Origin of the sequence: Maribacter corallii (genome assembly GCF_047345415.1) — a bacterium.
Classification (GTDB): domain Bacteria; phylum Bacteroidota; class Bacteroidia; order Flavobacteriales; family Flavobacteriaceae; genus Maribacter_C.
The window spans coordinates 87,586-113,038 of record NZ_JBLFEP010000005.1; the positions used below are offsets into that span (position 1 = coordinate 87,586).

At 42.2% G+C, this 25,453-nt stretch carries 26 protein-coding genes; 20 read left to right on the forward strand and 6 right to left on the reverse strand.

From position 1 onward, the window contains the following. The first annotated feature begins 51 nt into the window (after window positions 1–51). From ribD to ACKWCA_RS17880, 4 genes are read left to right on the forward strand one after another with little or no spacing between them, the layout of a single operon-like run. Complete coding sequence (ribD, locus tag ACKWCA_RS17865) at window positions 52–1,077, forward strand: bifunctional diaminohydroxyphosphoribosylaminopyrimidine deaminase/5-amino-6-(5-phosphoribosylamino)uracil reductase RibD (protein ID WP_413979591.1); 1,026 nt, start codon at window positions 52–54, stop codon at window positions 1,075–1,077. Next, a complete protein-coding gene (locus tag ACKWCA_RS17870) occupies window positions 1,074–1,679 on the forward strand; it encodes an HAD family hydrolase (RefSeq protein WP_413979592.1) in 606 nt (201 codons plus the stop codon). Before ribD ends, ACKWCA_RS17870 begins: the two co-directional genes overlap by 4 nt. Window position 1,680: 1 nt before the next feature. Beyond that, complete coding sequence (locus tag ACKWCA_RS17875; RefSeq protein WP_413979593.1) at window positions 1,681–2,550, forward strand: EamA family transporter; 870 nt, start codon at window positions 1,681–1,683, stop codon at window positions 2,548–2,550. Beyond that, complete coding sequence (locus tag ACKWCA_RS17880; protein WP_413979594.1) at window positions 2,543–3,160, forward strand: IMPACT family protein; 618 nt, start codon at window positions 2,543–2,545, stop codon at window positions 3,158–3,160. The genes ACKWCA_RS17875 and ACKWCA_RS17880 overlap by 8 nt, the downstream gene beginning before the upstream one ends. A gap of 9 nt (window positions 3,161–3,169) precedes the next feature. Here the strand turns inward: ACKWCA_RS17880 and ACKWCA_RS17885 are convergent, their stop codons facing one another. Next, window positions 3,170–3,574 carry an acyl-CoA thioesterase gene (locus ACKWCA_RS17885; protein ID WP_413979595.1) on the reverse strand — a complete coding sequence of 135 codons (405 nt, stop codon included), beginning with the start codon at window positions 3,572–3,574 and terminating at the stop codon, window positions 3,170–3,172. Between the two features lie 209 nt (window positions 3,575–3,783). Here ACKWCA_RS17885 and dnaA point away from each other — a divergent pair, with 209 nt between their 5' ends. Genes dnaA through ACKWCA_RS17900 form a run of 3 tightly spaced genes read left to right on the forward strand, consistent with a single transcriptional unit; the run spans window position 3,784 to window position 6,401 of the window. After that, window positions 3,784–5,208, forward strand: coding sequence for a chromosomal replication initiator protein DnaA (dnaA, locus tag ACKWCA_RS17890; RefSeq protein ID WP_413979596.1), 1,425 nt, complete (start codon window positions 3,784–3,786; stop codon window positions 5,206–5,208). A gap of 6 nt (window positions 5,209–5,214) precedes the next feature. Continuing rightward, window positions 5,215–5,670 (forward strand): low molecular weight protein-tyrosine-phosphatase, encoded by a 456-nt coding sequence (locus ACKWCA_RS17895; RefSeq protein ID WP_413979597.1) that lies wholly within the window; start codon window positions 5,215–5,217, stop codon window positions 5,668–5,670. Between the two features lie 11 nt (window positions 5,671–5,681). Further along, window positions 5,682–6,401, forward strand: coding sequence for an SAM-dependent methyltransferase (locus ACKWCA_RS17900; protein WP_413979598.1), 720 nt, complete (start codon window positions 5,682–5,684; stop codon window positions 6,399–6,401). 67 nt (window positions 6,402–6,468) lie between these two features. On the opposite strand, the gene ACKWCA_RS17905 is transcribed toward ACKWCA_RS17900, so the two are convergent. From ACKWCA_RS17905 to dapF, 4 genes are all read right to left on the reverse strand, one after another. Beyond that, window positions 6,469–7,122 (reverse strand): hypothetical protein, encoded by a 654-nt coding sequence (locus ACKWCA_RS17905; RefSeq protein WP_413979599.1) that lies wholly within the window; start codon window positions 7,120–7,122, stop codon window positions 6,469–6,471. Window positions 7,123–7,271: 149 nt separating this feature from the next. Next, window positions 7,272–8,315, reverse strand: a complete 1,044-nt coding sequence (gene mltG / locus ACKWCA_RS17910) for an endolytic transglycosylase MltG (protein WP_413979600.1) — start codon at window positions 8,313–8,315, stop codon at window positions 7,272–7,274. After that, window positions 8,315–8,836, reverse strand: coding sequence for a GNAT family N-acetyltransferase (locus ACKWCA_RS17915; protein ID WP_413979601.1), 522 nt, complete (start codon window positions 8,834–8,836; stop codon window positions 8,315–8,317). The genes mltG and ACKWCA_RS17915 overlap by 1 nt, the downstream gene beginning before the upstream one ends. Continuing rightward, the gene (gene dapF / locus ACKWCA_RS17920; RefSeq protein ID WP_413979602.1) at window positions 8,833–9,606 is read right to left on the reverse strand and encodes a diaminopimelate epimerase; all 774 of its coding nucleotides are present in this window, start codon (window positions 9,604–9,606) and stop codon (window positions 8,833–8,835) included. Before dapF ends, ACKWCA_RS17915 begins: the two co-directional genes overlap by 4 nt. Before the next feature lie 124 nt (window positions 9,607–9,730). Here dapF and ACKWCA_RS17925 point away from each other — a divergent pair, with 124 nt between their 5' ends. The 12 genes from ACKWCA_RS17925 to ACKWCA_RS17980 all read left to right on the forward strand — a co-directional run bounded on the left by ACKWCA_RS17925 (window position 9,731) and on the right by ACKWCA_RS17980 (window position 23,555). After that, window positions 9,731–11,125 (forward strand): S1C family serine protease, encoded by a 1,395-nt coding sequence (locus tag ACKWCA_RS17925; RefSeq protein ID WP_413979603.1) that lies wholly within the window; start codon window positions 9,731–9,733, stop codon window positions 11,123–11,125. Window positions 11,126–11,240: 115 nt separating this feature from the next. Next, entirely contained in the window at window positions 11,241–12,689 is a 1,449-nt protein-coding gene (locus ACKWCA_RS17930) for a glyceraldehyde-3-phosphate dehydrogenase (RefSeq protein ID WP_413979604.1), read from the forward strand. Between the two features lie 144 nt (window positions 12,690–12,833). After that, complete coding sequence (locus ACKWCA_RS17935; RefSeq protein WP_413979605.1) at window positions 12,834–13,454, forward strand: tRNA (guanine-N1)-methyltransferase; 621 nt, start codon at window positions 12,834–12,836, stop codon at window positions 13,452–13,454. Window positions 13,455–13,492: 38 nt separating this feature from the next. Further along, complete coding sequence (locus tag ACKWCA_RS17940; RefSeq protein ID WP_413979606.1) at window positions 13,493–13,936, forward strand: GNAT family N-acetyltransferase; 444 nt, start codon at window positions 13,493–13,495, stop codon at window positions 13,934–13,936. Window positions 13,937–13,958: 22 nt separating this feature from the next. Then, window positions 13,959–14,630, forward strand: coding sequence for a tRNA (guanosine(37)-N1)-methyltransferase TrmD (gene trmD, locus ACKWCA_RS17945; RefSeq protein ID WP_413979607.1), 672 nt, complete (start codon window positions 13,959–13,961; stop codon window positions 14,628–14,630). Window positions 14,631–14,773: 143 nt separating this feature from the next. Beyond that, on the forward strand, window positions 14,774–15,124 hold the full coding sequence (gene rplS / locus ACKWCA_RS17950) for a 50S ribosomal protein L19 (protein ID WP_413979608.1): 351 nt from the start codon (window positions 14,774–14,776) through the stop codon (window positions 15,122–15,124). 680 nt (window positions 15,125–15,804) lie between these two features. Next, on the forward strand, window positions 15,805–18,024 hold the full coding sequence (locus ACKWCA_RS17955) for an NADP-dependent isocitrate dehydrogenase (protein WP_413979609.1): 2,220 nt from the start codon (window positions 15,805–15,807) through the stop codon (window positions 18,022–18,024). Window positions 18,025–18,147: 123 nt separating this feature from the next. Continuing rightward, entirely contained in the window at window positions 18,148–20,547 is a 2,400-nt protein-coding gene (locus ACKWCA_RS17960) for a TonB-dependent receptor (protein WP_413979610.1), read from the forward strand. A 2-nt stretch (window positions 20,548–20,549) separates the two neighbouring features. Beyond that, window positions 20,550–21,452, forward strand: coding sequence for a DUF4249 family protein (locus ACKWCA_RS17965; RefSeq protein ID WP_413979611.1), 903 nt, complete (start codon window positions 20,550–20,552; stop codon window positions 21,450–21,452). An 11-nt stretch (window positions 21,453–21,463) separates the two neighbouring features. Further along, window positions 21,464–22,354 (forward strand): DUF4249 family protein, encoded by an 891-nt coding sequence (locus tag ACKWCA_RS17970; protein WP_413979612.1) that lies wholly within the window; start codon window positions 21,464–21,466, stop codon window positions 22,352–22,354. 9 nt (window positions 22,355–22,363) lie between these two features. Further along, entirely contained in the window at window positions 22,364–23,224 is an 861-nt protein-coding gene (locus ACKWCA_RS17975; protein WP_413979613.1) for a DUF4249 family protein, read from the forward strand. A gap of 94 nt (window positions 23,225–23,318) precedes the next feature. After that, window positions 23,319–23,555, forward strand: a complete 237-nt coding sequence (locus ACKWCA_RS17980; RefSeq protein WP_413979614.1) for a DUF6095 family protein — start codon at window positions 23,319–23,321, stop codon at window positions 23,553–23,555. A 17-nt stretch (window positions 23,556–23,572) separates the two neighbouring features. Here ACKWCA_RS17980 and ACKWCA_RS17985 read toward each other — a convergent pair whose 3' ends face one another. Then, on the reverse strand, window positions 23,573–24,262 hold the full coding sequence (locus ACKWCA_RS17985) for a DUF4294 domain-containing protein (protein WP_413979615.1): 690 nt from the start codon (window positions 24,260–24,262) through the stop codon (window positions 23,573–23,575). A 102-nt stretch (window positions 24,263–24,364) separates the two neighbouring features. Here ACKWCA_RS17985 and ACKWCA_RS17990 point away from each other — a divergent pair, with 102 nt between their 5' ends. Then, window positions 24,365–25,453, forward strand: a complete 1,089-nt coding sequence (locus tag ACKWCA_RS17990) for a M42 family metallopeptidase (protein ID WP_413979616.1) — start codon at window positions 24,365–24,367, stop codon at window positions 25,451–25,453.

A 25,453-nucleotide genomic window follows, 5' to 3' on the forward strand; every position in this document is an offset into this window, starting at 1 on the left:
ATTTCACTGAAAAAAGCCGATTTTTGCTTGGTGAAGATACATAGAATTTACATGCAGCGGTGTATCGAAATCGCACGGAACGGATTGGGTTCAACAGCCCCTAATCCAATGGTAGGGGCAGTTGTGGTTCACAAAGGGAAGATTATTGGGGAGGGGTATACAAGCCGATACGGTGGGAATCATGCCGAGGTAAACGCCATCAAGGCCGTATCCGATAGTGCACTGCTGAAAGAATCCGTTTTATACGTCACCCTCGAACCTTGTTCACATTATGGAAATACCCCGCCCTGTGCAGATTTGATTATATCTCACGGCATACCGGAGGTAGTCATTGGCATTCTGGATCCCCACGAGAAAGTAGCGGGTAAAGGCATAGAACGGTTGAAGGACGCTGGTTGCCAAGTTACCGTGGGAGTTTTAGAGCAGGAATGCCGCGAACACCACTGCCGTTTTTTGACTTTTCACGAACAACAACGTCCCTATATCATTTTGAAATGGGCAGAAACTTCGGATGGCTTTATAGCCCCGGATGAAAACAAAAGACATACGGATGCCCAACCATACTGGATCACAGGTACATACGCACGTCAAGTGGTACACCAGTGGCGTGCTCAAGAACAGGCCATTTTGGTTGGAACGACCACTGTTTTGGCCGATAACCCGAAATTGGATATCCGACATTGGACAGGAAAGAACCCGTTGCGAGTGCTTCTAGATAAGAACCTGAAAATATCCAGTGATTTTAAGGTGTTGGATGGCAGTACCCCTTGCTTGGTAGCCACTGAGAAAAAACCGGAGGAAAAGTTAAAAAATGTGGAATACGTGCGATTGGATTTTTCACGTAATTTGGCCGAACAACTGTGTCAGCTTCTATTTGAACGATCTATTACCAGTTTGATCGTAGAGGGTGGCACTCAAACGCTTCAAACATTCATCGATGCCGATTTATGGGACGAAGCGAGGGTATTTACTGGAAACAGTTCTTTTGAAAAAGGACTAAAGGCCCCTCGATTTACCGGAACACTTTGCTCGGAACGTACAATTGAAAACGACAGGCTTAAACTATATAGACCATGATAAAAAACATCATTTTCGACTTTGGCGACGTCTTCATCAATTTGGACAAGGAAGTTATTTTCAGGCAAATCGAAAAGTTCGGCGGCCGTCTTGAATTGGCGCCAGAGCTGATCGCACTGAATGAATCGTACGAAATTGGTGCCATCGATTCAGAGACTTTCATCGATCAATTGGTAAAAGTATACCCGTATGCAAGTTCGAAAGAAATAGTGCATACTTGGAATGCCATGCTTTTGGATTTGCCCGATTATCGTCTGGAATTTCTCGAAAACCTAGCTGCCGAAAACCGATACCGCCTCTTTTTACTGAGCAATACCAATGCCTTGCATATTCCTCATTTTGAACGGAAAATAGGCACTCAAAAGTTCATGCGATTCAAAAATCTCTTCGAGAGATTCTATTTATCCCATGAAATTCAATTGCGCAAACCCAATCGAGAGATTTACGAGTATGTGCTGAACGAAAACGAATTGATTGCAGAGGAAACCTTTTTTATCGATGATACCAAAGAGAATACTGATGCCGCCGAAAAATTGGGAATTTCGTGTTGGAATTTACGTGTGGGCACCGATGACATTATCCATTTAAAGGACAAATTGTGATATGTTCGACCTCGTCCTAAGCGTTCTTTGTTCGAGCCTTATTTTTGTGATTTTCAAGCTTTTCGCGGTATACAAAATCGAGACCTTCTATGCGATTATAACGAACTATGTAGTCGCTTGTACCATGGGGCTTCTGCTCTATCGCGGTTCTGTAGAAGTTGTACAAATTCCCAATAAAGCCTGGTTTTGGGGATCCTTCGCCCTCGGCCTACTATTTATAATCGTGTTTAATTTGATGGCAGCCACTTCTCAAAGATTAGGTGTTTCGGTAGCCTCCGTGGCGACCAAAATGTCTTTGGTACTTCCGGTACTGTTCGGTGTCTATAGCTATCAAGAAGTACTTGGGCCGATTACGGTCATGGGTATTCTTATGGCCCTAGCGGCAGTCTACTTCGCTTCCGTAAAGGAAAGAACGGCCATTTTCAAGCTCAGTGCTCTTTTACTACCCTTTTTGGTATTTCTGGGTTCGGGGTTCATCGACATTAGTTTGGCCTATTTTCAAAAAGAGTTCGTTGCCCCGAAAGAAGTGCCTATTTTTTCCGCTACTATTTTTGCATCAGCTGCGGTCATCGGCCTAGGTTACATCTCCATTAAAAGTTTGAAGCAGCCACTGAAAATCAACCTAAAAAACTGTATTGCTGGAATCGCCTTAGGCGTACCGAATTATTTTTCTATCTATTTTCTATTGCGTGCATTACAGAACAAAGCACTGAGCAGTGCGGCAATTTTTACGATAAACAATGTAGCCATCGTTATGTTTTCAACACTCTTGGGTATTTTGCTCTTTAAAGAAAAACTGAGCCCTAAAAATTGGTTTGGCATCGCACTCGCTGTGATAAGCATCCTTCTAGTAGCCCGTTCAAATGGATAAATCAAACGATACCTATAAAACACTAGTACGTCCATCCAAGCAGATACTCTTCAAGGATAAAAAGAGTAAATTCTTTGGATATGCTTTCCCAATTCAAGACCGTACGGAAGTAAAACCCATCATTGAGGCACTCAAAAAACAACACCATACAGCCGGTCATGTATGCTACGCATGGCAACTTGGAGTAGATAACATAACGTATCGCGCGAATGACGACGGTGAGCCGAACAATTCAGCGGGCATGCCGATCTATGGACAGGTTCAATCTTTTGGGGTGACCAACGTATTGGTGGCCATAGTCCGAATTTTTGGAGGAACGAAACTGGGGGTCGGCGGACTAATCACCGCCTATCGCACGGCTGCACACATGGCCTTAAGCGAATCGAAAATCATCGAAAAAATACAGAAAATCGAATATGAGCTACGTTTCGAATATGCCGTCTTGAACAAAGTGATGCGCTTCATAAAGCAACAGCAGCTAGTGGTTGTTTCACAACATATGGAAACGTCATGTTGGGTAACCTTCGCGGTACGAAAAAGTGAGGAAGAAACGATTAGGGAATTGTTCGATGCGATGCATGATGTCAACATAAAAAAGAGCGCTGACTAGCAAGGTCGATCATTGGGCTTCAGCGATTTTTTCAAGGAGGTAATCCGGGCATTTTACCGGACGTTTTTTAGCCATATCCATAAAAACCAAAACAGTGTTCGCCGTTACCAAAACATCACCTATTTCATTTCTGATTTCGAAGTCGAATTCAATGCGTACCGAGGGCATTTTTTTTAAGGTGGTTCGTACGGTGAGCAGATCGTCATAGACCGCTGATTTCTTGAAATCAACATGCAATGAAATCACGGGAAGCATGATACCAGTGCTTTCCATCTCTTTATATGATGTTCCGAGCTGTCGGAGCCACTCAACTCTTCCCATTTCAAAATACTGGGCGTAGTTGCCGTGATACACGACTCCCATCTGGTCAGTTTCGCTGTAGCGAACTCGAAAAGAAATTTCGTTAAAGTTCATGATTTATCAAGTAAAAACGATACATTTAAAGAGGATCGAAAAATGGATGGTGAACATGGGAAAAAAAAAGGGGAAATTCAAGACTGTTTGATTTTTTTTTTAGATAATTTGTTCACATATTTGTCCCACTCAGGAAGTAAGGCTCGCTCCAGCTACATTTCCTACCTACGTGTAAAATAACTAACCGAAAGAATAACAGAAATTTTAGGATGAGTGTTACTGCTAGTTCCGTATGGAAAAATTGTTTGGCCTTTATCAAAGATAATATCCAACCGCAGGCATTCAAAACATGGTTCGAGCCTATCAAGCCGATAAAACTATCGGAGAATGCCTTGAGCATCCAGGTGCCCAGCAAATTTTTCTACGAGTGGCTCGAGGAACACTATGTCAAACTATTGAAGGTAGCCTTGACCAAGGAATTGGGTGAAAAAGCCAAGTTGGTCTATATTATCCGTATGGAAAATACGTATGGCAATCGTGAACCCTTCACGGAAAAGATCCCAAGTGCCAACCGCGGAGGAATGACACCTCAAGAAATGGATGTGCCCATCAAATCGAAAAACCCAGAATTGCGCAATCCATTTGTTATTCCGGGCATTCGAAATATAAAGATCGAGTCGCAATTAAACCCGAATTACAACTTTGATAATTTTTTGGAGGGCGATTCCAATCGGTTAGCGCGCTCCGCAGGAATGGCCGTGGCCAATAAGCCTGGAGGTACCTCCTTCAACCCGCTTTTGGTATTTGGAGGCGTAGGTTTAGGAAAAACCCATTTGGCACATGCTATTGGCGTTGAAATAAAGGACAAATATCCCGAAAGAACCGTACTATATATCTCTGCCGAAAAATTCACGCAACAGTATATCGAATCGGTCAAAAAGAATACAAGAAACGATTTTATCCATTTCTATCAACTGATCGATGTACTCATTATAGACGATGTACAGTTCCTTTCAGGAAAATCCGGTACACAAGATGTCTTTTTCCATATTTTCAATCACTTGCATCAGAATGGGAAACAGGTTATTCTAACATCTGATAAAGCACCGGTAGATATGCAGGATATCGAGCAGCGTCTCTTATCACGATTCAAGTGGGGATTATCGGCCGAATTACAGAACCCTGATTACGAGACACGAATTTCCATTCTAAAAAACAAACTGTATCGCGATGGGGTCGAAATGCCCAATGACATTGTCGAATATGTTGCGAAGCATATCAAAACCAATATTCGTGAACTCGAAGGAGCCATTATTTCACTGATTGCCCAATCATCGTTCAATAAAAAGGAGGTCACCCTCGAACTGGCCCAGAGTGTCGTTGAAAAATTCGTGAAAAATACCAAGCGTGAAGTCTCTATAGATTATATTCAAAAGGTAGTCTCCGATTACTTTGAAATGGACGTCGCTACCTTGCAATCAAAAACGAGAAAACGACATATTGTACAAGCAAGGCAGTTGGCGATGTTCTTTGCCAAAAAATTCACTAAGGCCTCTTTGGCCAGTATTGGCTCACAAATAGGAAAACGAGATCATGCAACGGTATTACATGCCTGTAAGACCGTAGATAATCTTGCCGAAACTGATAAACAGTTTCGAAAGTATATTGACGATTTGACCAAAAAGTTTTCTTAACATTCCATGCAAATCAAGGTTTTAATGGTATGCTTGGGAAATATCTGCCGGTCCCCATTGGCCGAAGGTATTCTCCAAAGCAAAGTAGACCCAGATAAGGTCTTGGTAGATTCGGCAGGTACAGGTAGCTGGCATGTCGGCAACCCTCCTGACCCGAGAAGCACTGCGGTAGCCCGAAAATACGGACTCGATATCGGCTTTCAAAGGTGTCGGCAATTCACGGTAGCTGACTTTGATCAGTTCGATATGATATACGTCATGGATCAAAGCAACTACATCAATGTAGTTCAAAAAGCGCGAGACCCATCGGATTCTGCTAAGGTCAAACTATTATTGAGCGAAGGCAATACCATCGAGACCGAGGTGCCAGACCCATATTATAACTCCGAAGATGGTTTTGAACTGGTATACCATCTAATCGATCAAGCTTGTGAAGCCATCGTCACCAACTTGACACTATAAGAACATAAGATATGTCTGAGGACAAACCCAGAGGCAAGTTAGTTTTGATTCCCACAACCTTAGGCAACAACGAGCCTTTGGAAGTACTACCGATCTCGATAAAAAGGGCGATTGAGGACATCGATTACTATATTGTTGAAAATGAGAAGACCGCTCGTAGATTCATTAAAAAAATAAGTCCTCGCAAGTCACAGCCCAACCTTCATATCGAAACATTGAATAAATATACGGAAGCCGCTTCGCTACCCGGTTTTCTCCGACCCTGTCTAGAAGGTTTTGATGTGGGGATACTTTCGGAAGCCGGTTGCCCTGCTATTGCCGACCCCGGATCTGAAGTCGTTAAGTTGGCACATGAAAAAAGAATACGAGTGGTTCCTTTGGTAGGTCCCTCATCAATTGTACTCGCACTGATGGCCAGTGGCTTCAATGGGCAGAGCTTCGCCTTTAATGGATATTTGCCCATTGATTCGGTCGAACGGAGAAAGGCTATAAAAAAAATGGAAAGGCATTCTATAGAACAGCAACAGTCACAACTTTGCATTGAAACCCCTTATAGAAACGACAAACTGCTGGCTGATATGCTAAAATCACTAGCGCCAGGTACCCAAATCTGTATCGCCTGTGATATCACCTTGAACACGGAATACATTGCGACCAAAACGGTTTCGGATTGGAAGAAAGAAGTACCCGAACTGCACAAAAGACCGGCGATCTTTATCATACAGGGCTAAACAAATAAACCCTGGTTCTCGCGCCAGGGTTTATGCCATTTTCATAATTATTTCCCCTTTGGGAACACTATCTTGATACTTTCGGATTTCTTTTCGGCATTACATGTGATACATCGTAACCGGAAAACTTCTTCATATAATTTGCAATGTCCGTGCCGTATTCATCGGCGACGTTGTGCGCGCCATAGGTACGCAAGTATTTCTTTACATTTCCCGCTCCGGCCAAGTGGGCGGCAGCCAACATTCCAGATTCGGTAATCTCAACACCAGCAATTCGTTTTCCAACAAATCGATTGATATCCCGACGCAAAATCCATTTATTTCGGGCTACATTGGTTTGAAAGACCCGCTCTTGTAAAACAGGATCATTTAAGAAATGACTGGCATTATAGACACCCATAAGCTCCAAGGTACCGATACCGAATTGGTATTTACCCAAATACCCTAAGGTATTGGTGGTAAAATAATTTCCTTGTGATTCCTTGAAGGCCAAGGCCTCCCTGAAACCAATAAAAGAGCTCCCTAAAAAAGGGGGCGCTACAATAGCAGTTGGAAAAACGGCGGTTGACCGTTTTTCAGCCTCATTCTGGGGGAATAAGACTTCAGTAGGTTCTGTCATTTTAAGAGCTTCGGGCACTCTTACCTCTGCAGGCTTGAATGCGAAACTCAATAAAATAAAGGTAAAGATCAGGGGACCCGCATAACGCATCCACTTTTCCATACATTCGTTTTCTTAAGACTTACAGCTAATTTGGGGCTCGCTTAAATTTTACAAGAGACAAAGATAGGGCTGAATTTATGCTACTATTTGAAGATTTTGTTAAAATAGCCCGATTTTGGTTAAGATGTTCTAAAATCAAGACGACTGCACTATCTGGTTATATTTTGTTCATTGATCCAACGGATATACTGCACCTTATTCTGGTTGTGTTGCGCCAAAGACTCGGCAAACTTGTGATACCCGAAATTCTGAACGTTGGCCACCATATATAGGTAATTATGCTTTTCGGCGTTCAAAACACCATCAATGGCCGAAATATCGGGCATTGTAATCGGGCCAGGGGGTATGCCTATATATTTATAGGTATTATAAGGGGAATCAACCTCCAAATCTTTGTACAGTACCCTTTTAATTATCGTATCGTAATTGCCCGTACTTTTCTTAATGGCATAAATAACCGTTGGGTCGGCCTGCAAAAACATCCTCTTGCGCACTCTGTTTAGGTAAAGCCCTGCCACCTTAGGTCTTTCATCCACTTTGGCCGTTTCTTTATGGACTATCGAGGCCAGAGCACTCACTTCGTTAGGACTCAGATTTAGACGCTTCGCTTTTTCCAAACGAGATGCATTCCAGAACGCCTTGTACTCCTTGAGCATTCTATCCCTGAATTCTGCTGCGGAGGTGTTCCAGAAAAACTCATAGCTATTCGGTAGGTACATCGATAATTTGGTATCATCATTGAATCCGTTATCGCTCAAGAACTTTTCATCTTGAAAAGCTTGCAAAAGCGAAAGACTGTCCGCTTCGATTTGGCTTGCAATGCGCCCTGCTAGATCGTGAACTCTTTCCTGATTGTTAAAAGCCAATTTAATGGGTAGATTTCTGCTGCGAAGGGTGTTGATGATCTCATTATTGTTCATTCCCTTTTTGATAGCATACTTACCGGCTTTCACATTTGCTGAATAGCCTTTTCGTTCCGCAATCTGTTCAAATGTTTCCATATCGGTCAATAACGGGTCGAGGGAACCCTTTACATCCTCAAAAGTTGCATCAGAGGCTACATATACGAAAGCTTCTTCATTATTGAAACTGGTATTTGGGGTAAATATGGCGTTATAAACTTTGTACGCGAACAATCCACCACCAACAAGTCCGGCCAAAACAATGAAAAGAATAATTTTTTTAATGTACATCAGGTTGTGATCTTTTGGTATAACAATTCATTTTTATAGGCGCCATCAGCGAAAATCCAATCTTTTTTCGACCCCACCAATTGAAAGCCCAATTTCTCGAACAAATGAATGCTCGCGGTATTGTCTTCAAGAATATTGGCATACAACTGTCGCATCTGTAAGGTCGAAAAAGCGTATTCGCACAATAGTGAGATTGCTTCCGTGCCTATACCCTTGTTTCTATGTTCACCTTGTAATACAATAATGCCGACCCCTGCCCTATGGTTTTTAGGGTCGAAGTCAAAAAGGTCGATGAGTCCAAGTAACTCATGTTCATGGGTGCACATACATAACCGTACTTGTTTCATCTCGTAAATATCGCGATGGGCGTTTTCGAGATATTTACCGAGAACATGTCTAGAGTATGGTGCGGTAGTGCCGCTAATCTCCCAAATATCGGGATTGTTCTCCAACTCATACAGAAATTGCAGGTCTTTGGGCTCAATTGCCCTGAGATAGATATGTTTTCCCTTTAAGTTCAATAGTCGAATTCCCCTTTAAAAACCTGCTTGGCCGGACCTTTTAAATATACGTCGGAATAGACATCATCGGTTTTAAATTCGATTTCCAAAGTACCGCCTACGGCCTCAACCGTAATTTTTTCACTTGATGTCATACCGGTTTTATGCATGGCGATGGCCACGGCCGTCACCCCAGTGCCACAAGACAAGGTTTCATCTTCAACACCCCTTTCATAGGTTCTGACCGAAAATGTGTCGTCATTCAGTTGCTCCACAAAATTGATATTACTCCCAGTTTCCCCATAGATTCCGTAGCGCAACTTTGCACCTTCCTTTTGAACGGAAAAGTCTTTGAGCCCCTGTACCAACTGAACATGATGGGGAGATCCCGTGTCGAGAAAAACCGAATTGGGCTTGACCTTTATTTCGGCAACATCGATCATTTGCAAACTGACAACATCATGTTCAATAGTCGCGTGGTGCATCCCGTCGATAGCATTGAACCTCGTCTTATCTTCAATAATTCCCAGAAACTTCGCAAAAGCCACTAAGCAGCGCCCTCCGTTCCCGCACATGGTGCTTTCATTTCCGTCGGCATTGTAATATACCATCTTGAAATCCGAATAGGCATGTTTTTCTAGAAGAATGAGTCCGTCCGCACCCACCCCATAACGTCGGTCACAAAGCCCAGCTATCAAATCGGTATTGGCTTTTGGAAAAAAAAGTTCTCGGTTATCGATGATGACAAAGTCATTGCCAGTTCCTTGATATTTATAAAATGATAGTTTCATTGACCGCAAAGATAGGATATATTTAACCGTTTTTTAGCAGTTAAAAAGACGTTAAACTCATGTGCAAACCTGTTAAAATCTATAATTTTACGTTTGTAATAGTAGAATTAAAATTGGAATTTATATGAAGCAGATTGGAAATTTATTGTTAGTGGCACTTTTTGCAGGAGCCATTACCCTTGGGGCTTACAAGCTTTTTTTTGAAAACACGAAGTATGCGGTTGTAGCCGGTAAAGATGAGGCCAAAGTCTTCGATACGAGCATGACCCCTACCTCACCTAGAGGTTCGGGCTTGAATGATGTCGATTTCACCATTGCGGCCGAAAACACGGTGAACGCTGTTGTCAATGTCACAAGTGTGGTCAAGGGCCGACAATCCTCAAGTATTTTTGATTTTTTCTATGGTTCAGGCGGAGACAGTCAACGGGCGCAATTGGGCACGGGCTCGGGCGTAATTATCTCTTCTGACGGATACATCGTGACCAACAATCATGTCATCGAGAAAGCCGATGAGCTTCAGGTAACCCTGAACAACAATAAAAGTTATGAAGCAGAAATAGTAGGCCGGGATCCCAATACCGATATCGCGCTTATTAAAATTGAAGTCGATGGCCAACTACCGTATCTGGCTTTTGGTGATTCCGATAACACCAAGATCGGGGAATGGGTGCTTGCAGTAGGCAATCCATTCAATTTAACGTCAACGGTTACGGCAGGAATAGTAAGTGCCAAAGCTCGTGATTTGGGGAGAAACCAATCGTTCATACAAACCGATGCCGCTGTAAATCCGGGCAATAGCGGTGGTGCTTTGGTAAATACCAATGGAGATTTAGTAGGAATCAATACGGCCATTTCATCACAGACAGGAAGTTATGTGGGCTACTCATTTGCCGTACCGAGCAATATTGCGAAAAAAGTGGTGGAGGATATCATGGAATACGGTAATGTGCAGAAAGGGCTTTTAGGAATACAATATTTAAATACTAAGACCCCATTGGCAATAGAAAAAGGCCTTGATGAAATAGAGGGTGTATATGTTTCCAAAGTTGAAGAAGGCATGGGCGCAGAAGAGGCCGATCTTAGGGAAGGGGACATCATTAAAAGGGTAGATAATATCAAAATCAAAAAGTTTCCCGACCTCAGTGGTTATCTTGCTACAAAGCGACCTGATGATAAGGTGGAGGTGACTTTTATCAGAGAGGGTGCAGAAATAACCGTACCTGTAGTTCTGAAAAAAAGGCAGACCACCATCATACCGCATTTGGGATTGGAAGTCAAAAACTTGACCGATAAGGACAAGAAGAAATTCAAAACCAAAAAAGGTGTCAAAATCGTGGGAGTTCCTGAAACCTATCGCGGTTATGGGCTTTACGGGAAGGTATTACTATCGGTAGACGATGAGGAAATCAACGACATCGAAGAGGCACGTACTGTTTTTGGTAAAATATCAAGATATGGGAAAACCAGCATTACCATGTTAGACGAGGACGGCGAACGCGAACGTCTCATTTTTCAGTAGAAAACACTCCATACAAATTAAACGCCCCATTTTGGGGCGTTTTTTGTTGTTTAATTCTGTAACGAAAACGTTGGAAACTGTTATTTTTGCACTCTAAAACAACCGATATATTCCAATGAGTACCATGAAATCTTACGAAAAAGAGCTAGCTTTTCAGGCAGATAGAAGAAAGGCCACCACCGAGTTTATTAAGATTACCAGTGATCTCTGGTATGACAAAGCCATTGAAGTAGTACTTTTCAAGAACCAGATTATCGATAAAAATGTCGGTGACATCATCCACTTACACGAATATGCTGGAGAATTCGTCCAGAAGCCTATTTCCATTTTTGACTCCGTGGAAATCCTAAGGGCCATCAACGATATCAAATTGCCCCCTTCTAAATTGGATATTGGCAAACTCACCTACGAATACCATTCAGACGATGCCAATTTCAACAATGTCAAGGCCTTTGTCATTTCAAAATTAAAGGACGCTGATAATGCCATGGAAATTACGCCCAGAGATGTTGTTCTTTATGGTTTCGGGAGAATAGGTCGTTTACTGGCAAGAGAATTAATGGCAAAGACGGGCAAAGGAAATCAACTGCGCCTTAGGGCCATCGTCACCCGGGGAGAGGCCAATATGGAAATACTGGAAAAGAGAGCGAACTTACTCCGCACCGACTCCGTACACGGTAAATTTATGGGCACGGTGGAGGTAGACAAGAAAAAAAACGCATTGACCATCAATGGAACTACGGTTCATGTCATCAGTACCGATGCGCCCGAAAACGTGGATTATACCCAATACGGAATTTCCGATGCGCTTGTTATCGACAATTCAGGGGCATTTCGAACAAAAGTAGAACTAGAGCGTCATTTGAAATCAAAGGGAGCGTCCAAAGTACTGTTAACCGCGCCTGGAAAAGAGGTACCCAACATCGTTCACGGGGTCAATCATACCGCATATGATCCTGACGATACTGCGATTTTTTCGGCGGCTTCTTGTACTACAAACGCGATTACCCCTATTTTGAAGGTAATCGAAGACTCTTTGGGTATCCGAAAAGGACATCTGGAAACCATTCATGCCTACACTAATGATCAAAATCTTGTAGATAACATGCATTCCAAATACCGTCGGGGAAGAGCGGCCGCTTTGAATATGGTCATTACCGAAACCGGTGCCGGGGTAGCCGTCGCTAAAGCCTTACCCATTCTAGAAGGCAAGCTGACCTCCAATGCTATTCGTGTGCCTGTTCCAAACGGTTCATTGGCGATTCTGAATCTAGAAATCAAGAACAAGACCTCGCTAAGCGGTGTGAATACCATTTTGAAAAAGTATGCCTTAGAGGGCGATTTGGTCGAGCAGATCAAGTATTCCCTAAGTAAAGAAATGGTCTCCTCTGACATTGTAGGCACCTCTGCCCCATCTATTTACGATAGTAAGGCCACCATTGTATCCCCTAACGGAAAGAATATAGTTTTGTATATTTGGTATGATAATGAATATGGGTATTCGCATCAGGTCATTCGTTTGGCTAAATATATTGCCAAGGTGAGACGCTTTACCTATTATTAACAGAACGAGGAGCTATGTCGAATGCCATATGTCGGAGATGCTTCATCAATTACAAATGCAACGTTCTAAGTTTTTTTTTCCGTAATTGACAATATTGAATTACTTTAGTTCCCTCTAAATCATTTTTAACGACAAGACTTACATATGAAAGGTTTTAGAATACTACTATTGGTACTTTCAGCCTTGGCATTGAACCTACATTTTGCCAATGCACAAGACGAATCAGAGGAGTTATCCCTTGACAAGGGGGCTATCACGAATCAATTCGATTTCATTTATAAAAAATCGGGTAATTATCGTTCCGAAGGAAAAAGGTATGAAGTCGTCCGAGTTATTTCGCTTGACAAGCTTCGTCAAAATGTCTTGGATACCTTAGAGGTCTACGCAAAAAAAGAGAATGAGCTCAAGGCTACCATTTCGGGTCATGAAACGACCATCACTTCCTTGAATGAAAAACTTGATGAGACCACAAAAAATCTAGCGGGTGTCACCGAAGAAAAGGATAGTATGTCCTTCTTAGGAATTTTGGTTTCCAAAGGTACCTATAATACGATATTATGGACCATCATTGCCGGACTACTAGGGTTACTTCTCTTCTTCATATATAAGTTCAGGAGAAGCAATATACTCACCCAAGAGGCGAAAACTTCCCTTTCTGAAGTAGAGGAAGAATATGAAGATCATAGAAGAAGGGCATTGGAACGCGAACAAAAAATCAGCAGGCAACTGCAAGACGAGATCAACAAATACAAAAAAGCAAAATAAACCCAAAAGCTCCACACGGAGCTTTTTTTAGTTTCACTATGTACGAAATCATCAGGGCTACTAGCGAACATATTCCGCAAATCGCTCCCCTACTCGATGAGTATCGCATCTTTTACGGACAAGTTTCCGACATAGCCGCAGCAAGGCATTTCTTGGAACAAAGACTCCTAAATGGGGAATCAGTTATCTTCTTGGCCTATCACAAAGAAAAGCCTGTGGGGTTTACCCAATTATATACCTCCTACTCCTCAGTATCGCTACAGCCCGTATATATATTAAACGATTTATTCGTTCAATCGAAAGTCAGAGGACATGGTATTGGAGCAGCACTTTTGAACAGGACTAAGGAATGTTGTAGAGCGTCCAAATACAAAGGACTATTGCTCGAAACCGCTATTGATAATCCTGCACAAAGACTATATGAAAAGCTCGGTTGGGCAAAAGATACCGCTTGTTTTCATTACTTTTGGTCGTGCGATTGAACCTTAAAGAATTCATCCTTACATGCGCATCGATATCATTACCGTACTTCCTGAGCTTTTAAAAAGCCCTTTTGAAGCATCTATTTTAAAGAGGTCAATAGAAAAGGGATTGGTAGAAGTACATTTTCATAACCTCCGTGATTATACTGATAAAAGCTATAACCAAGTGGACGATTATCAGTTTGGGGGCGGGGCTGGTATGGTACTCATGATAGAGCCCATTGATAGGTGTATTAACGCTTTAAAGGAACAACGATCGTATGATGAAGTGATTTACATGACTCCCGATGGAGCGACCCTGAATCAGAAAATGGCCAACCGAATATCCCTGTTGAACAATATCATCATTCTATGCGGCCACTATAAAGGTGTAGATCACCGCGTAAGGGAAGCCTATATTACCAAGGAAATTTCCGTGGGTGACTACGTACTTTCTGGTGGCGAGTTGGGCGCGGCCATTCTATGTGATGCGGTCATACGACTGATTCCCGGGGTTCTGAATAACGAAACCTCGGCGTTGACAGACACATTTCAAGACAATCTTCTAGCACCTCCAGTATATACGAGGCCAGCCGAATATAAGGGCATGAAGGTGCCTGAAGTGCTGTTGAGCGGTAATTTTCCTAAAATTGAGCAGTGGCGGGAAGAAGAGGCGCAAAAGCGAACGGAAAGACTAAGACCCGACCTCTTATAGCGGTACCGCCTCCTTTTCCGATATAAAAATTTCCATTAAATATCTTGTGGATATTAATTTATGGGCTATTTTTGCACACTGTTAAATCAACCTCTGACGAAAATCGTGAATGTTGGTCGAAACATCATCCAAAATCATGCAACATGGATTCATTGATAAACTTCGTAGAAAACGAGTTTGTTTCTAAAAAAGAATTTCCGAGTTTTTCATCAGGTGATACGATAACCGTATACTACGAAATTAAAGAAGGTGAAAAAACACGTACACAGTTTTTCAAAGGTGTCGTCTTACAAAGAAGAGGAAGCGGTGCAACCGAAACTTTTACTATTCGAAAAATGTCAGGAACTATCGGAGTAGAACGAATATTTCCGATAAACATGCCAGCCTTACAGAAAATTGAAGTCAATAAAAAAGGTAAAGTTCGAAGATCCCGTATTTTCTACTTTAGGGAACTTACCGGTAAGAAGGCGAGAATCAAAGAAGTCCGAAAATAACGGAATTCCAAATAATCAGCATCAAAAACCGTTCCTAGATTTTCATCTAGCAACGGTTTTTTTATGAACAATTGTTAACTTCAATTGTTCATATCCGGTTGATTATTAATTGGTTACAAACCTTTTAAAGTACCTGATTATTTTCTATATTAGACTAACGTTATGAAGGAGGTATCCCGATGGAGACTCTAGATTGCGCCTATAAAGTTTACGTTCTTTATATTATTGTTCAGTTAAGGCGTATGGTAGTTGACGTGTCAATTACCTGAACGAATTAATGAGTAGGAAAGAGAAAGGCTGTCGCTTTTCATTCGTTCCTGTGGATGGATTCTTCGATTGCAATTTGGCTTCGGCCAGTGGCGATTCGAAAATAAAATTAAGACAATAAGAAGAACCACACCATAGCTGCTTGGTTTGATAATGAAGAGCTATACCGTGGTTCAAACGTTGAAAAAGTAACGCAAATGCAATCAATGGTTGCCGTTTTGTTGCAGAACAAAACAAAAAGTTTGTAAACTTTTTCTAAAAACCCATATCAATGTACTTGTACAGTGATATGGGTTTTGTTATTTCAGGGCGTATTGTTTCTCAATCGGCCTCTAATGAAATCTATCCCCGGCCTCCTTTCACAGGTATAAAATCGTATATTTGCACCGCTTTAAATAAAACCAAAAGTTCAGATGCCGAAGATTTTATATACGAAAACAGATGAAGCGCCAGCCCTGGCAACCCAATCCTTTTTACCCATTGTAAAAGCCTTTACCAAACCATCGGGAATTACTATTGAAACTAAGGATATTTCCCTTGCAGGTAGGATCATAGCAACATTTCCCGAATATCTTGAGGAAGACCAACGTATTTCAAATGACCTCGAAGAACTAGGGGCCATGGCCAAAGATCCGGACGCCAATATCATAAAACTTCCGAACATCAGTGCTTCCATTCCTCAACTAAAGGAAGCGATAGAAGAACTGCAACAAAAAGGATACCCACTCCCCTCTTATCCCGATGAACCCTCCACTGCCGAAGAAAAGGAACTCAAATCACGCTATGATAAAATCAAGGGTAGTGCCGTAAATCCTGTGCTCCGTGAAGGAAATTCAGATCGACGTGCCCCACGGGCCATCAAGAACTATGCGAAGAAAAACCCGCACACTATGGGCGCTTGGCGAGAAGACTCAAAGACCCATGTTGCGACCATGACCCATGGTGATTTTAAATCCAATGAACGATCGACAACAATCGAAGTCGCCACGGAAGTACGGATCGAACTAGAAAAGGCAGATGGTTCTAACACGGTATTAAAGGAAAAGGTCGGTTTGTTGAAAGGTGAGATTATCGATGCCACAGTGATGAACAAAAAAGCCCTTGTTGCTTTCTTACTTGAGCAAATCGCTGATGCCAAAGAAAAAGGAATATTGTTTTCCCTGCATATGAAAGCGACCATGATGAAAGTTTCGGACCCTATTATCTTCGGTCACGCTATGGAAGCATACTTTCCGGAAGTATTTCAAAAGCACGCCGAAACGTTCGAAGCGGTCGGAATCAACTCCAATAACGGTTTAGAGAGTCTCTTCAACAAATTGGAGGAACTTCCTGAGGACAAAAAGAAAGAAGTGGAACTGGATATCCGAAAGGCACTGGAAGACGGTCCGGATTTGGCCATGGTCAATTCTGACAAGGGTATCACGAATCTTCATGTACCTAGTGACATCATTATCGATGCCTCTATGCCTGCCATGATTCGAAATTCAGGCCAAATGTGGAACGCCGACGGAAAAGCACAAGACACCAAAGCGGTCATTCCCGATAGTAGTTACGCCGGTATCTATACGGCAACTATTGATTTTTGCAAAGTCAACGGAGCCTTCGACCCCACTACCATGGGTACGGTGCCCAATGTTGGCCTTATGGCCCAAAAGGCGGAAGAATATGGTTCACATGACAAAACTTTTGAAATTCCCTCAAATGGAACGGTCCGCGTTGTCGATTCCAATTCTGGAGCGGTGCTATTAGAGCATCAGGTAGAAACGGGTGACATTTGGCGCATGTGCCAAGTTAAAGATGCACCCATTCAAGACTGGATAAAACTTGCCGTTTCCAGAGCAAGAGCTTCTCAGACCCCAGCGGTGTTCTGGTTGGATAAAAATCGTGCCCACGATGCTGAATTGATCAAAAAAGTAAACGAATACCTACCTAATCACGATACATCGGGATTAGACATTAGAATTCTGTCTCCCATTGAAGCTACGTTGTTTACTTTGGAACGGATTAAGGCAGGAAAGGATACCATATCAGTCTCGGGGAATGTCTTACGGGACTATTTAACCGACCTTTTTCCAATTCTGGAAGTGGGTACCAGTGCTAAAATGCTATCCATTGTTCCGTTGATGAACGGTGGTGGTCTTTTTGAAACAGGTGCCGGTGGATCCGCACCAAAACACGTTGAGCAATTCTTGGAAGAAGGCCACCTCCGATGGGACTCGCTAGGTGAGTTCTTGGCCTTAGGGGTATCATTGGAGTTCTATGGGGAAAAATACAACAATAGTAAAGCCAAAGTATTAGGGGATGCACTTGATACTGCAACCGAAAAATTTCTTGACAACGACCGATCTCCCTCCAGAAAGGTAAAGGAATTGGATACGCGAGGAAGTCATTTCTACTTGGCACTTTATTGGGCAGAGGCTTTGGCCCAACAAGAATCCGATGTGGAACTACAACGTATCTTTGCAAAGATTTTTTCCAAAATGGAGGCCAATGAGACGGAAATCATTGCAGAACTTAGTGATGCGCAGGGGGCTACACAAGAAATTGGCGGATATTATCTACCCGATTCGAAAATGGCGGCCACCGCTATGAGACCCAGTACAATATTCAACGACATCTTAGCGGGGGTATAAATTTTGCTATCAGAATGATTATAACAGGCCCGTACATTGCTTACGGGCCTCATTCGTTTAAATAAATGTTAACCCGCCGATAAATCCTTTTTTTTCTCATTATTTTTATAAAAAATCGCTTTTATGAACCACCGTAACCAAACGTTCCTCCTCTGCCTGATTTTCTGCTCAGTATTTGGTTTTTCACAACAAAAATATACCCTTAGCGGCACCATTTCCGAAGCCTCTAGTAATGAGACCTTAATTGGCGTTACTATTGCCGTTCCTGAACTGAAAACAGGTGTAGTGACCAACGAATACGGTTTTTATTCGATTACGCTGCCCGAAGGTGATTACCGCATTCAAATCAGTTATTTGGGTTTCAAGGATGTCACACAAACCATTACACTAGATCGCAATTTGAAGTTGAATGTACAAATGGTTGAGGCAGCCGAACAGTTAGAAGAGGTTATCGTCACCGAAGATGTAGAGCGTTTGGATATCCGTAAACCGCAGATGAGCGTCAACACCATGTCCGTGGAGACCATCAAAAAGATTCCGGTCATTCTAGGTGAAGCCGATGTTATCAAATCTATTCTGCTACTACCCGGCGTTACTAACGCAGGCGAGGGTGCTTCTGGTTTCAATGTCCGTGGTGGCGCGGTTGATCAAAACCTTATTTTACTTGATGAGGCCATTATCTTTAATTCGTCGCACCTTTTCGGCTTTTTCTCGGTTTTTAATCCAGATGCCATCAAAGATATCAAGTTGTACAAAGGTGGTATACCTGCGCGATACGGAGGTCGGGTTTCGTCTGTTCTCGATATTTTTCAGAAAGAAGGGAATAGTAAACAACTAAAGATCAACGGGGGTATCGGAGCGGTGGCAAGCCGATTGTTGGTCGAAGGGCCCATTGTTAAGGATAAAGCCGCGTTCTTGGTAGGTGGTAGAGGTTCTTACGCACATCTCTTTCTTCCGTTGTTCGACCAGGACAATACAGCCTATTTCTATGATTTAAATACCAAATTAAACTATAATATCAATGATAAGAATAGCATCTATTTATCGGGCTATTTCGGTAGGGATGTCTTCGGAATCAGTGATAGTTTTGTAAATACCTACGGGAATTCAGTAGGTAATTTTAGATGGAACCACTTGTTTTCCGATAAACTCTTTTCCAACCTTTCCTTAATTTATTCTGACTACTACTACGGACTTAAACTTGATTTTGTAGGGTTTAATTGGAATTCAGGGATTCAGAACTTCAACGTCAAGTACGATCTAAAACACTATATAAGTGACAAACTGCAGATCAACTATGGCATAAATAACATTTACTATAGTTTCAATCCGGGCGAAATCGAACCCAGTAATGCCGAATCGGGCATTGTCGAGGAACGCCTAACAAAAAAGTACGCCAACGAATTTGCCGCTTACATTGATGTTGAACATGATATTACGGAAAACCTGAGCTTAGGGTACGGTTTGCGCTTCAGCAACTTTATACGATTGGGCCAAGATGAATTGAACATCTATGAAAATGATAATCCTGTAGTTTTCGACCCCTTTTTACTGGTCTATCAAGAAGCAGATCCTATAGCGGTCAGTGAACCCGGGCGATCAGGTAGTCTGGCGACCTTCAGTAATTTTGAACCTAGGGTCTCTTTGGCTTATACCTTCAACAATAACAGTTCGATGAAAGCTAGTTATACTAGACTGGCCCAATATTTACATTTGTTGTCCAATACCAACTCGCCGACCCCACTTGATGTTTGGACGCCTAGCGGACCGTTTGTGGAACCCCAGTTGCTAGATCAATACGCCTTAGGGTTCTTCAAAAACTTCAATCAGGGAGCCTATTCCCTTGAAACCGAGGTTTTTTATAAAGACATACAAAACCGAATCGACTATATCGATGGGGCGAACCTTATTGCGAATGATGCCATTGAAACCGTAATATTGAATGGTGAGGCACGCGCTTATGGACTCGAACTCTTGCTTCGAAAAAATGAAGGGAAGTTTCAAGGCTGGTTGGCGTACACGCTTTCCAAATCGGAACAACGGACTCCGGGGCGCATTTCGAATGTTGATAATGGCCGCTCAAATATAGAAACGGGTATCAATTTTGGTGAATGGTACAATACGCCTTATGACAAAACCCATGATATTTCGTTATTCGGTTCTTATGAACTCAATGATAAATGGAGCTTCAATACCAACTTCGTTTATCAGACCGGCCAGCCTACGAATTATCCTGTAGGTCAATTTGAATTTCAAGGCTTGGCAGTACCGTATTACGGACTACGAAATCAAGAACGATTGCCCGATTATCACAGAATCGACCTCTCGGCTACCATGACTCCTCGCAAAAACAAAAACCGAAAGGTACAAGGCGAATGGGTCTTTAGCGTCTATAATGTCTATAACAGAAGAAATGCGGCCTCTATAAACTTCAGACGTGATCAAGATACCGGCGTTAATGAAGCAGTGCGCACATCCATCTTCGGTATTGTGCCTGCCGTCACCTATAATTTTAAATTTTAGGAATGAGATTATTGTATTTCATACTACTAGGATTTATCATTCTTGTCACCTCTTGTCAAGATGTTATCGAGGTCGAAGTGCCTACGGGGGAAACCCGCTTGATCATTGATGCACTGATGCGGGTAGACATCACTCAAGAATTTATCGGAGTTAAAGTCAAAGTCACCGAAACCAATAATTTTTTTGAGGAATTACCTGTTACTTCCCTTGAAAATATTACCATCATTTACTCGACTACTAGAGACGATGGGCTGGTTTTAAGTACTGGAACTTCTAGTCTTATTGATCTTGACGAAGGTTCAGGAGTCTATGTACCCAATCCTAATTTCAGTACAGAACAGCGAATTAGAACAGGTGTTTTATTACAAGAGGAGGATGTACTTTTCACGCTGATTATTGAGCATAAAGGACGAAAATATGCAGGGCAAACAAGATATGCACCTTCTTCACCGATCATTAGCCTTGCACAAGGCGATAAAACTCTTTTCAGTGAAGACGAAACGGAGGTAATCGTGGCCTTTGAAGACGATCCGGATATCGATAATTTTTATGTGTTCGATTTTGATTTTGACCAATTTCTTGTAACGGAAGACACGTTTTACAATGGACAGGAATTTGAATTCTCGTATTTCTACGATAAAAACATCGATGCGGGCCAAGAGATTACCGTGAGTATACTTGGGGCAGACCGTACCTTTTACAACTATATGGATGAACTCATTACGCAAAGTGAGGAACCCCAAGGGCCATTTCAGACACCAGTGACCACCGTACGCGGTAATGTATTTGACATTACGGGGCTCGATAATATTGATATCGTCGATAATGCTGAACGTCCCAATGATTTTCCATTGGGATACTTCGCCATTGTCCAAGAATTTAAACGTACGCTTACCATCGAGTAGCGCTTAACATTATGATAAAGTCAAGACCGTTCTTCTTTCTGCTCATCCTTTCAGGCATTGTGCTTGCCTGTGAAGATGTCATTGAAGTGGCGGTTCCCACTACCAAACCTCGGTTGATCGTTGATGCATTAATGCGGGTCGATACTACGCAACAATTCTTCGACGTAGCGGTCAAAGTTAGCGAAACCACCAACTTTTTTGAAGAAATAGCGGTCACAACCCTAGAGGAAGCAACAATGATATTCACAACAACAAGGAAAGACGGGTTAGTGCTCGGAACTGGCGTGGTCCCATTAATGGAAGTAAATCCGGGTTCAGGGGTCTATGTTTTAGAACCTGGTATTGAGACCGCAACGGTATTGGGCGAAGATGACGTTCTGTTCACCTTGATTTTGGAGCACAAGGGTCGAAAATATGCTGCACAGACACGCTATGTGCCCGCTGCGGAGATACTAGATGTGGTTCAGGGCTCAGATACGTTATTCGATGATGAGGAAACCGAAGTTGTCATTACGTTTAAAGATGATTCGGCAATCGATAATTTTTACATTTTCGATCTTGATTTTAATAAGTTTCTGGTCTCTGAAGATGCGTTTTACAATGGGCAGGAATTTCAATTCTCCTATTTCTACGATAAGAATCTAAATTCGGGGCAAGAAGTTACCATCAGTATTCTAGGAGCCGATAGAACCTTTTACAATTATATGGATGAACTCATTACGCAGAGCGAGCAACCGCAAGGACCTTTTCAAACCCCGGTATCGACGGTTCGAGGAAATGTATTTGATATCACTGGCTTAGACAATATCAATATCGTAGACAATGCCGAACGCCCAAATGATTTTCCTTTGGGCTATTTTGGCATAGTACAAGAATTTAAAAAGACGATTACCATTCAATAAGATATACACATGAATGATTTAAGAAAACTTCTCTTTTGTTTCCTTGCGGGTCTGATATTTTCCTGTGAAGATGTCATTGAAGTAGATACCCCTAGTTCCCCCCCAAGATTGACCATTGACGCTTTGGTCAGAATCGATTCTAGCCAACCTACTACTACGATATCCGTGAAGGCAGGGGTCACGAGTTCATTTTTTGTAGAAGTAGAACCGACCGATTTAAACCAAATCTTCTTAATTAATCCTGATTATGTACCGACTTCCCCTTTAGATGAACGATCAATTCCCTTGACCGAAGTAGCTCCTGGAGTTTATGAAGGTACAAAGAACACGACATTTTTCACTGAAGGTGAATTGCAATTGGTCATTGAGCATGAAGGGCAAAGATATTTAGCGCTGACGCGCTATGCCCCATCAGCACGAATCGACTCTATAGAACAGGGTGATAACAGCCTATTCTCTGAAAATGATAAGGAAATCAAGATTTCTTTCTCAGACGATGGTGCTATTGATAACTTTTACCTATTCGATTTCGGAAGGGGCGATTACTTGGTTACCGAAGACGAATTTTATCAGGGACAGTCGTTTAACTTCTCCTATTTCATTGAAGATGGAGCTGGTAGAAAGGTTGACATCGCGCTCTTAGGGGTCGATGAGCCATTTTACAATTACATGAATCAGCTGATTGTGCAGGCCGGTGGGGATCAAGGCCCCTTTCAGACCCCTGCGGCCACAGTGCGTGGAAACATCATCAATGTCACGGATATCGATAATATCGATTCCTTTGACAATGTCGAAAACTCGGATAATTTCGCTTTAGGTTACTTTGCCGTTTGCGAAACTTTTGAAAGTACTATTATTTTGGAGGAATAGGTTTGGGCGAATATCCGCCTATCTTACTCAGGAAAATGTAAATTGAACCCCGCATACAAACCTGAATACTCGATTGCCAAAAAGGGACATTAACATGCACACGGATAAAAAGTTATTGCTAAAAGGACTAAAATTCATTGCGTATACCGTTGCATTGATGTTCACGGCACCTGTAGTGCTATACCAAGCCTTTAAAAATGAAACACATCAGTGGTTTTGGCCTGTTTTGATCTTCGGCTTTCTATTGGCCATCCTAGCTATTGGTTTCGGCTTCTACAGCATAAAGCTGCTCATGGATGCGCTTTTTAACACCAAGAAAAAGGCTTCCTGAGTATCGGTAGCATGGTATTATCTTTTCCGTTTCTTGTCAACATTGCCCCACTTATTGTTCAAAGCTGCATAGTCATAGTCCAAGACCGTTGCTTGGCGCTCCAGACGATTTGCGGCGAAAGCGCGCTGTAGGATATCCTCGATCAAATAGTCTTCATGAACCATTCTCGGATTGAACTCTTCCTTTAAACTTATTTTGAACATTTTAGCCGTGGTACTGTACCAGAAAGCACGCCAACCACTTCGAAGTTCTTTCACCAACGCAAATGCAGTCGACCCTGTTTGCCTGTAAATGAGCTTGACCAAAATCTGCCCCTCGGTACGGGTCAATTTTTTCAATTCCTCGGAAAACTCTTCCTCGATATATTTTTGCACTTTTTTGGTGTACCGTTTGCGTTTTGATTTCCGCTTAATCTTATCAATACTATCGTTTAGCTCAACCAAACGTTCTGCGGCCAACTTCGCATAGGGATACACCTTTAAAGTCTTTCGTCTCAAAACATAGTAACGCAGCTTAGACTTGTAATCGGGAAATTTAAGTTTTCCAAAAAGATAGACTTCATCCAAGGCAATAGAGGATTTGAAAACCGAATCACCCTCTATCATAATCATTTTTTCGGTAATCGAATCCAATGGTTTGTCCTCGATTTGTGCAAAACCGACAAATCCGATCAGCGCTATAAAAAGTAATGGAATGATTTTTTTCATCAGGTTCATAAAACAAAAGCCTTGCCAAAATTAACGATAAATAAATCTCCTTATTATTAATTAAAAGTGAATATTCTTAACTTCGCTATCAAACGATAATACATGGCAAAGAAGAAAATCATCACTAAAAAGTCCTTAACATTTTTCGAAAAATATCTTAACAATGCCTCCCCCACCGGTTATGAATGGGAAGGTCAAAAAATCTGGATGGACTATCTCAGACCCTATGTTGATACTTTTATTACGGACACCTATGGTTCCGCAGTCGGTGTCATCAATCCGGAGTCGGACTACAAAGTGGTTATTGAAGGGCATTCCGATGAAATTTCTTGGTATGTCAATTATATTTCCGATAACGGTTTGCTTTATGTCATTCGCAACGGAGGAAGCGACCATCAAATCGCCCCTTCAAAATGGGTGAACATACACACCAAGAACGGGATTGTAGAGGGTCTTTTCGGTTGGCCGGCCATTCATACCAGAAACCGGGCTAAAGAAGAACCGCCCAAACCTGATAATATCTGCATCGATATCGGTGCAAAAGACAAGGCCGAAGTAGAAAAAATGGGGGTACATGTGGGTTGCGTAATTACGTATCCTGATGAATTCAAAATTTTGAACAAAGATAAATTCGTGTGTCGTGCAATCGACAATCGTGCCGGCGGCTTCATGATCGCGGAAGTAGCTCGTCTACTTCATGAAAATAAAAAGAAGCTTCCTTTCGGATTATATATTACCAATGCAGTGCAAGAAGAGATAGGTTTGCGTGGCGCAGAAATGATTACACAGACCATTAAACCGAATGTCGCTATCATTACCGATGTATGTCATGATACGACCACGCCGATGATCGACAAAAAGAAACAAGGTCATACTGAAATCGGGGCTGGCCCTGTAATTTCATATGCTCCGGCGGTTCAAAACAAACTTCGAGAGCGCATTATCGAAACGGCCGAAGCTAAGAATATACCTTTTCAGCGCATGGCTGCCTCTAGATCGACGGGCACCGATACCGATGCTTTTGCATATAGTAATGGCGGGGTCGCCTCAGCATTGATTTCGCTACCCCTGCGCTACATGCATACTACCGTCGAAACGGTGCATCAAGACGACGTGGAAAATGTCATTCGATTGATTTATGAAACGGTACTCAATATCAAAGCCGGGGAAACCTTCAGTTATTTCGATTAA

What these genes read in the sequence shown, in the direction of transcription:
- ribD (WP_413979591.1), top strand. Translation starts at nt 52, where the DNA reads ATGCAGCGGTGTATCGAAATCGCACGGAACGGATTGGGTTCAACAGCC.
- ACKWCA_RS17880 (WP_413979594.1), top strand. Translation starts at nt 2,543, where the DNA reads ATGGATAAATCAAACGATACCTATAAAACACTAGTACGTCCATCCAAG.
- ACKWCA_RS17980 (WP_413979614.1), top strand. Translation starts at nt 23,319, where the DNA reads ATGCACACGGATAAAAAGTTATTGCTAAAAGGACTAAAATTCATTGCG.
- ACKWCA_RS17975 (WP_413979613.1), top strand. Translation starts at nt 22,364, where the DNA reads ATGAATGATTTAAGAAAACTTCTCTTTTGTTTCCTTGCGGGTCTGATA.
- ACKWCA_RS17885 (WP_413979595.1), bottom strand. Translation starts at nt 3,574, where the DNA reads ATGAACTTTAACGAAATTTCTTTTCGAGTTCGCTACAGCGAAACTGAC.
- rplS (WP_413979608.1), top strand. Translation starts at nt 14,774, where the DNA reads ATGGATTCATTGATAAACTTCGTAGAAAACGAGTTTGTTTCTAAAAAA.
- ACKWCA_RS17875 (WP_413979593.1), top strand. Translation starts at nt 1,681, where the DNA reads ATGTTCGACCTCGTCCTAAGCGTTCTTTGTTCGAGCCTTATTTTTGTG.
- ACKWCA_RS17870 (WP_413979592.1), top strand. Translation starts at nt 1,074, where the DNA reads ATGATAAAAAACATCATTTTCGACTTTGGCGACGTCTTCATCAATTTG.
- trmD (WP_413979607.1), top strand. Translation starts at nt 13,959, where the DNA reads ATGCGCATCGATATCATTACCGTACTTCCTGAGCTTTTAAAAAGCCCT.
- dnaA (WP_413979596.1), top strand. Translation starts at nt 3,784, where the DNA reads ATGAGTGTTACTGCTAGTTCCGTATGGAAAAATTGTTTGGCCTTTATC.
- ACKWCA_RS17940 (WP_413979606.1), top strand. Translation starts at nt 13,493, where the DNA reads ATGTACGAAATCATCAGGGCTACTAGCGAACATATTCCGCAAATCGCT.
- ACKWCA_RS17970 (WP_413979612.1), top strand. Translation starts at nt 21,464, where the DNA reads ATGATAAAGTCAAGACCGTTCTTCTTTCTGCTCATCCTTTCAGGCATT.
- ACKWCA_RS17925 (WP_413979603.1), top strand. Translation starts at nt 9,731, where the DNA reads ATGAAGCAGATTGGAAATTTATTGTTAGTGGCACTTTTTGCAGGAGCC.
- ACKWCA_RS17900 (WP_413979598.1), top strand. Translation starts at nt 5,682, where the DNA reads ATGTCTGAGGACAAACCCAGAGGCAAGTTAGTTTTGATTCCCACAACC.
- mltG (WP_413979600.1), bottom strand. Translation starts at nt 8,315, where the DNA reads ATGTACATTAAAAAAATTATTCTTTTCATTGTTTTGGCCGGACTTGTT.
- ACKWCA_RS17960 (WP_413979610.1), top strand. Translation starts at nt 18,148, where the DNA reads ATGAACCACCGTAACCAAACGTTCCTCCTCTGCCTGATTTTCTGCTCA.
- ACKWCA_RS17895 (WP_413979597.1), top strand. Translation starts at nt 5,215, where the DNA reads ATGCAAATCAAGGTTTTAATGGTATGCTTGGGAAATATCTGCCGGTCC.
- ACKWCA_RS17985 (WP_413979615.1), bottom strand. Translation starts at nt 24,262, where the DNA reads ATGAAAAAAATCATTCCATTACTTTTTATAGCGCTGATCGGATTTGTC.
- ACKWCA_RS17935 (WP_413979605.1), top strand. Translation starts at nt 12,834, where the DNA reads ATGAAAGGTTTTAGAATACTACTATTGGTACTTTCAGCCTTGGCATTG.
- dapF (WP_413979602.1), bottom strand. Translation starts at nt 9,606, where the DNA reads ATGAAACTATCATTTTATAAATATCAAGGAACTGGCAATGACTTTGTC.
- ACKWCA_RS17965 (WP_413979611.1), top strand. Translation starts at nt 20,550, where the DNA reads ATGAGATTATTGTATTTCATACTACTAGGATTTATCATTCTTGTCACC.
- ACKWCA_RS17990 (WP_413979616.1), top strand. Translation starts at nt 24,365, where the DNA reads ATGGCAAAGAAGAAAATCATCACTAAAAAGTCCTTAACATTTTTCGAA.
- ACKWCA_RS17955 (WP_413979609.1), top strand. Translation starts at nt 15,805, where the DNA reads ATGCCGAAGATTTTATATACGAAAACAGATGAAGCGCCAGCCCTGGCA.
- ACKWCA_RS17905 (WP_413979599.1), bottom strand. Translation starts at nt 7,122, where the DNA reads ATGGAAAAGTGGATGCGTTATGCGGGTCCCCTGATCTTTACCTTTATT.
- ACKWCA_RS17930 (WP_413979604.1), top strand. Translation starts at nt 11,241, where the DNA reads ATGAGTACCATGAAATCTTACGAAAAAGAGCTAGCTTTTCAGGCAGAT.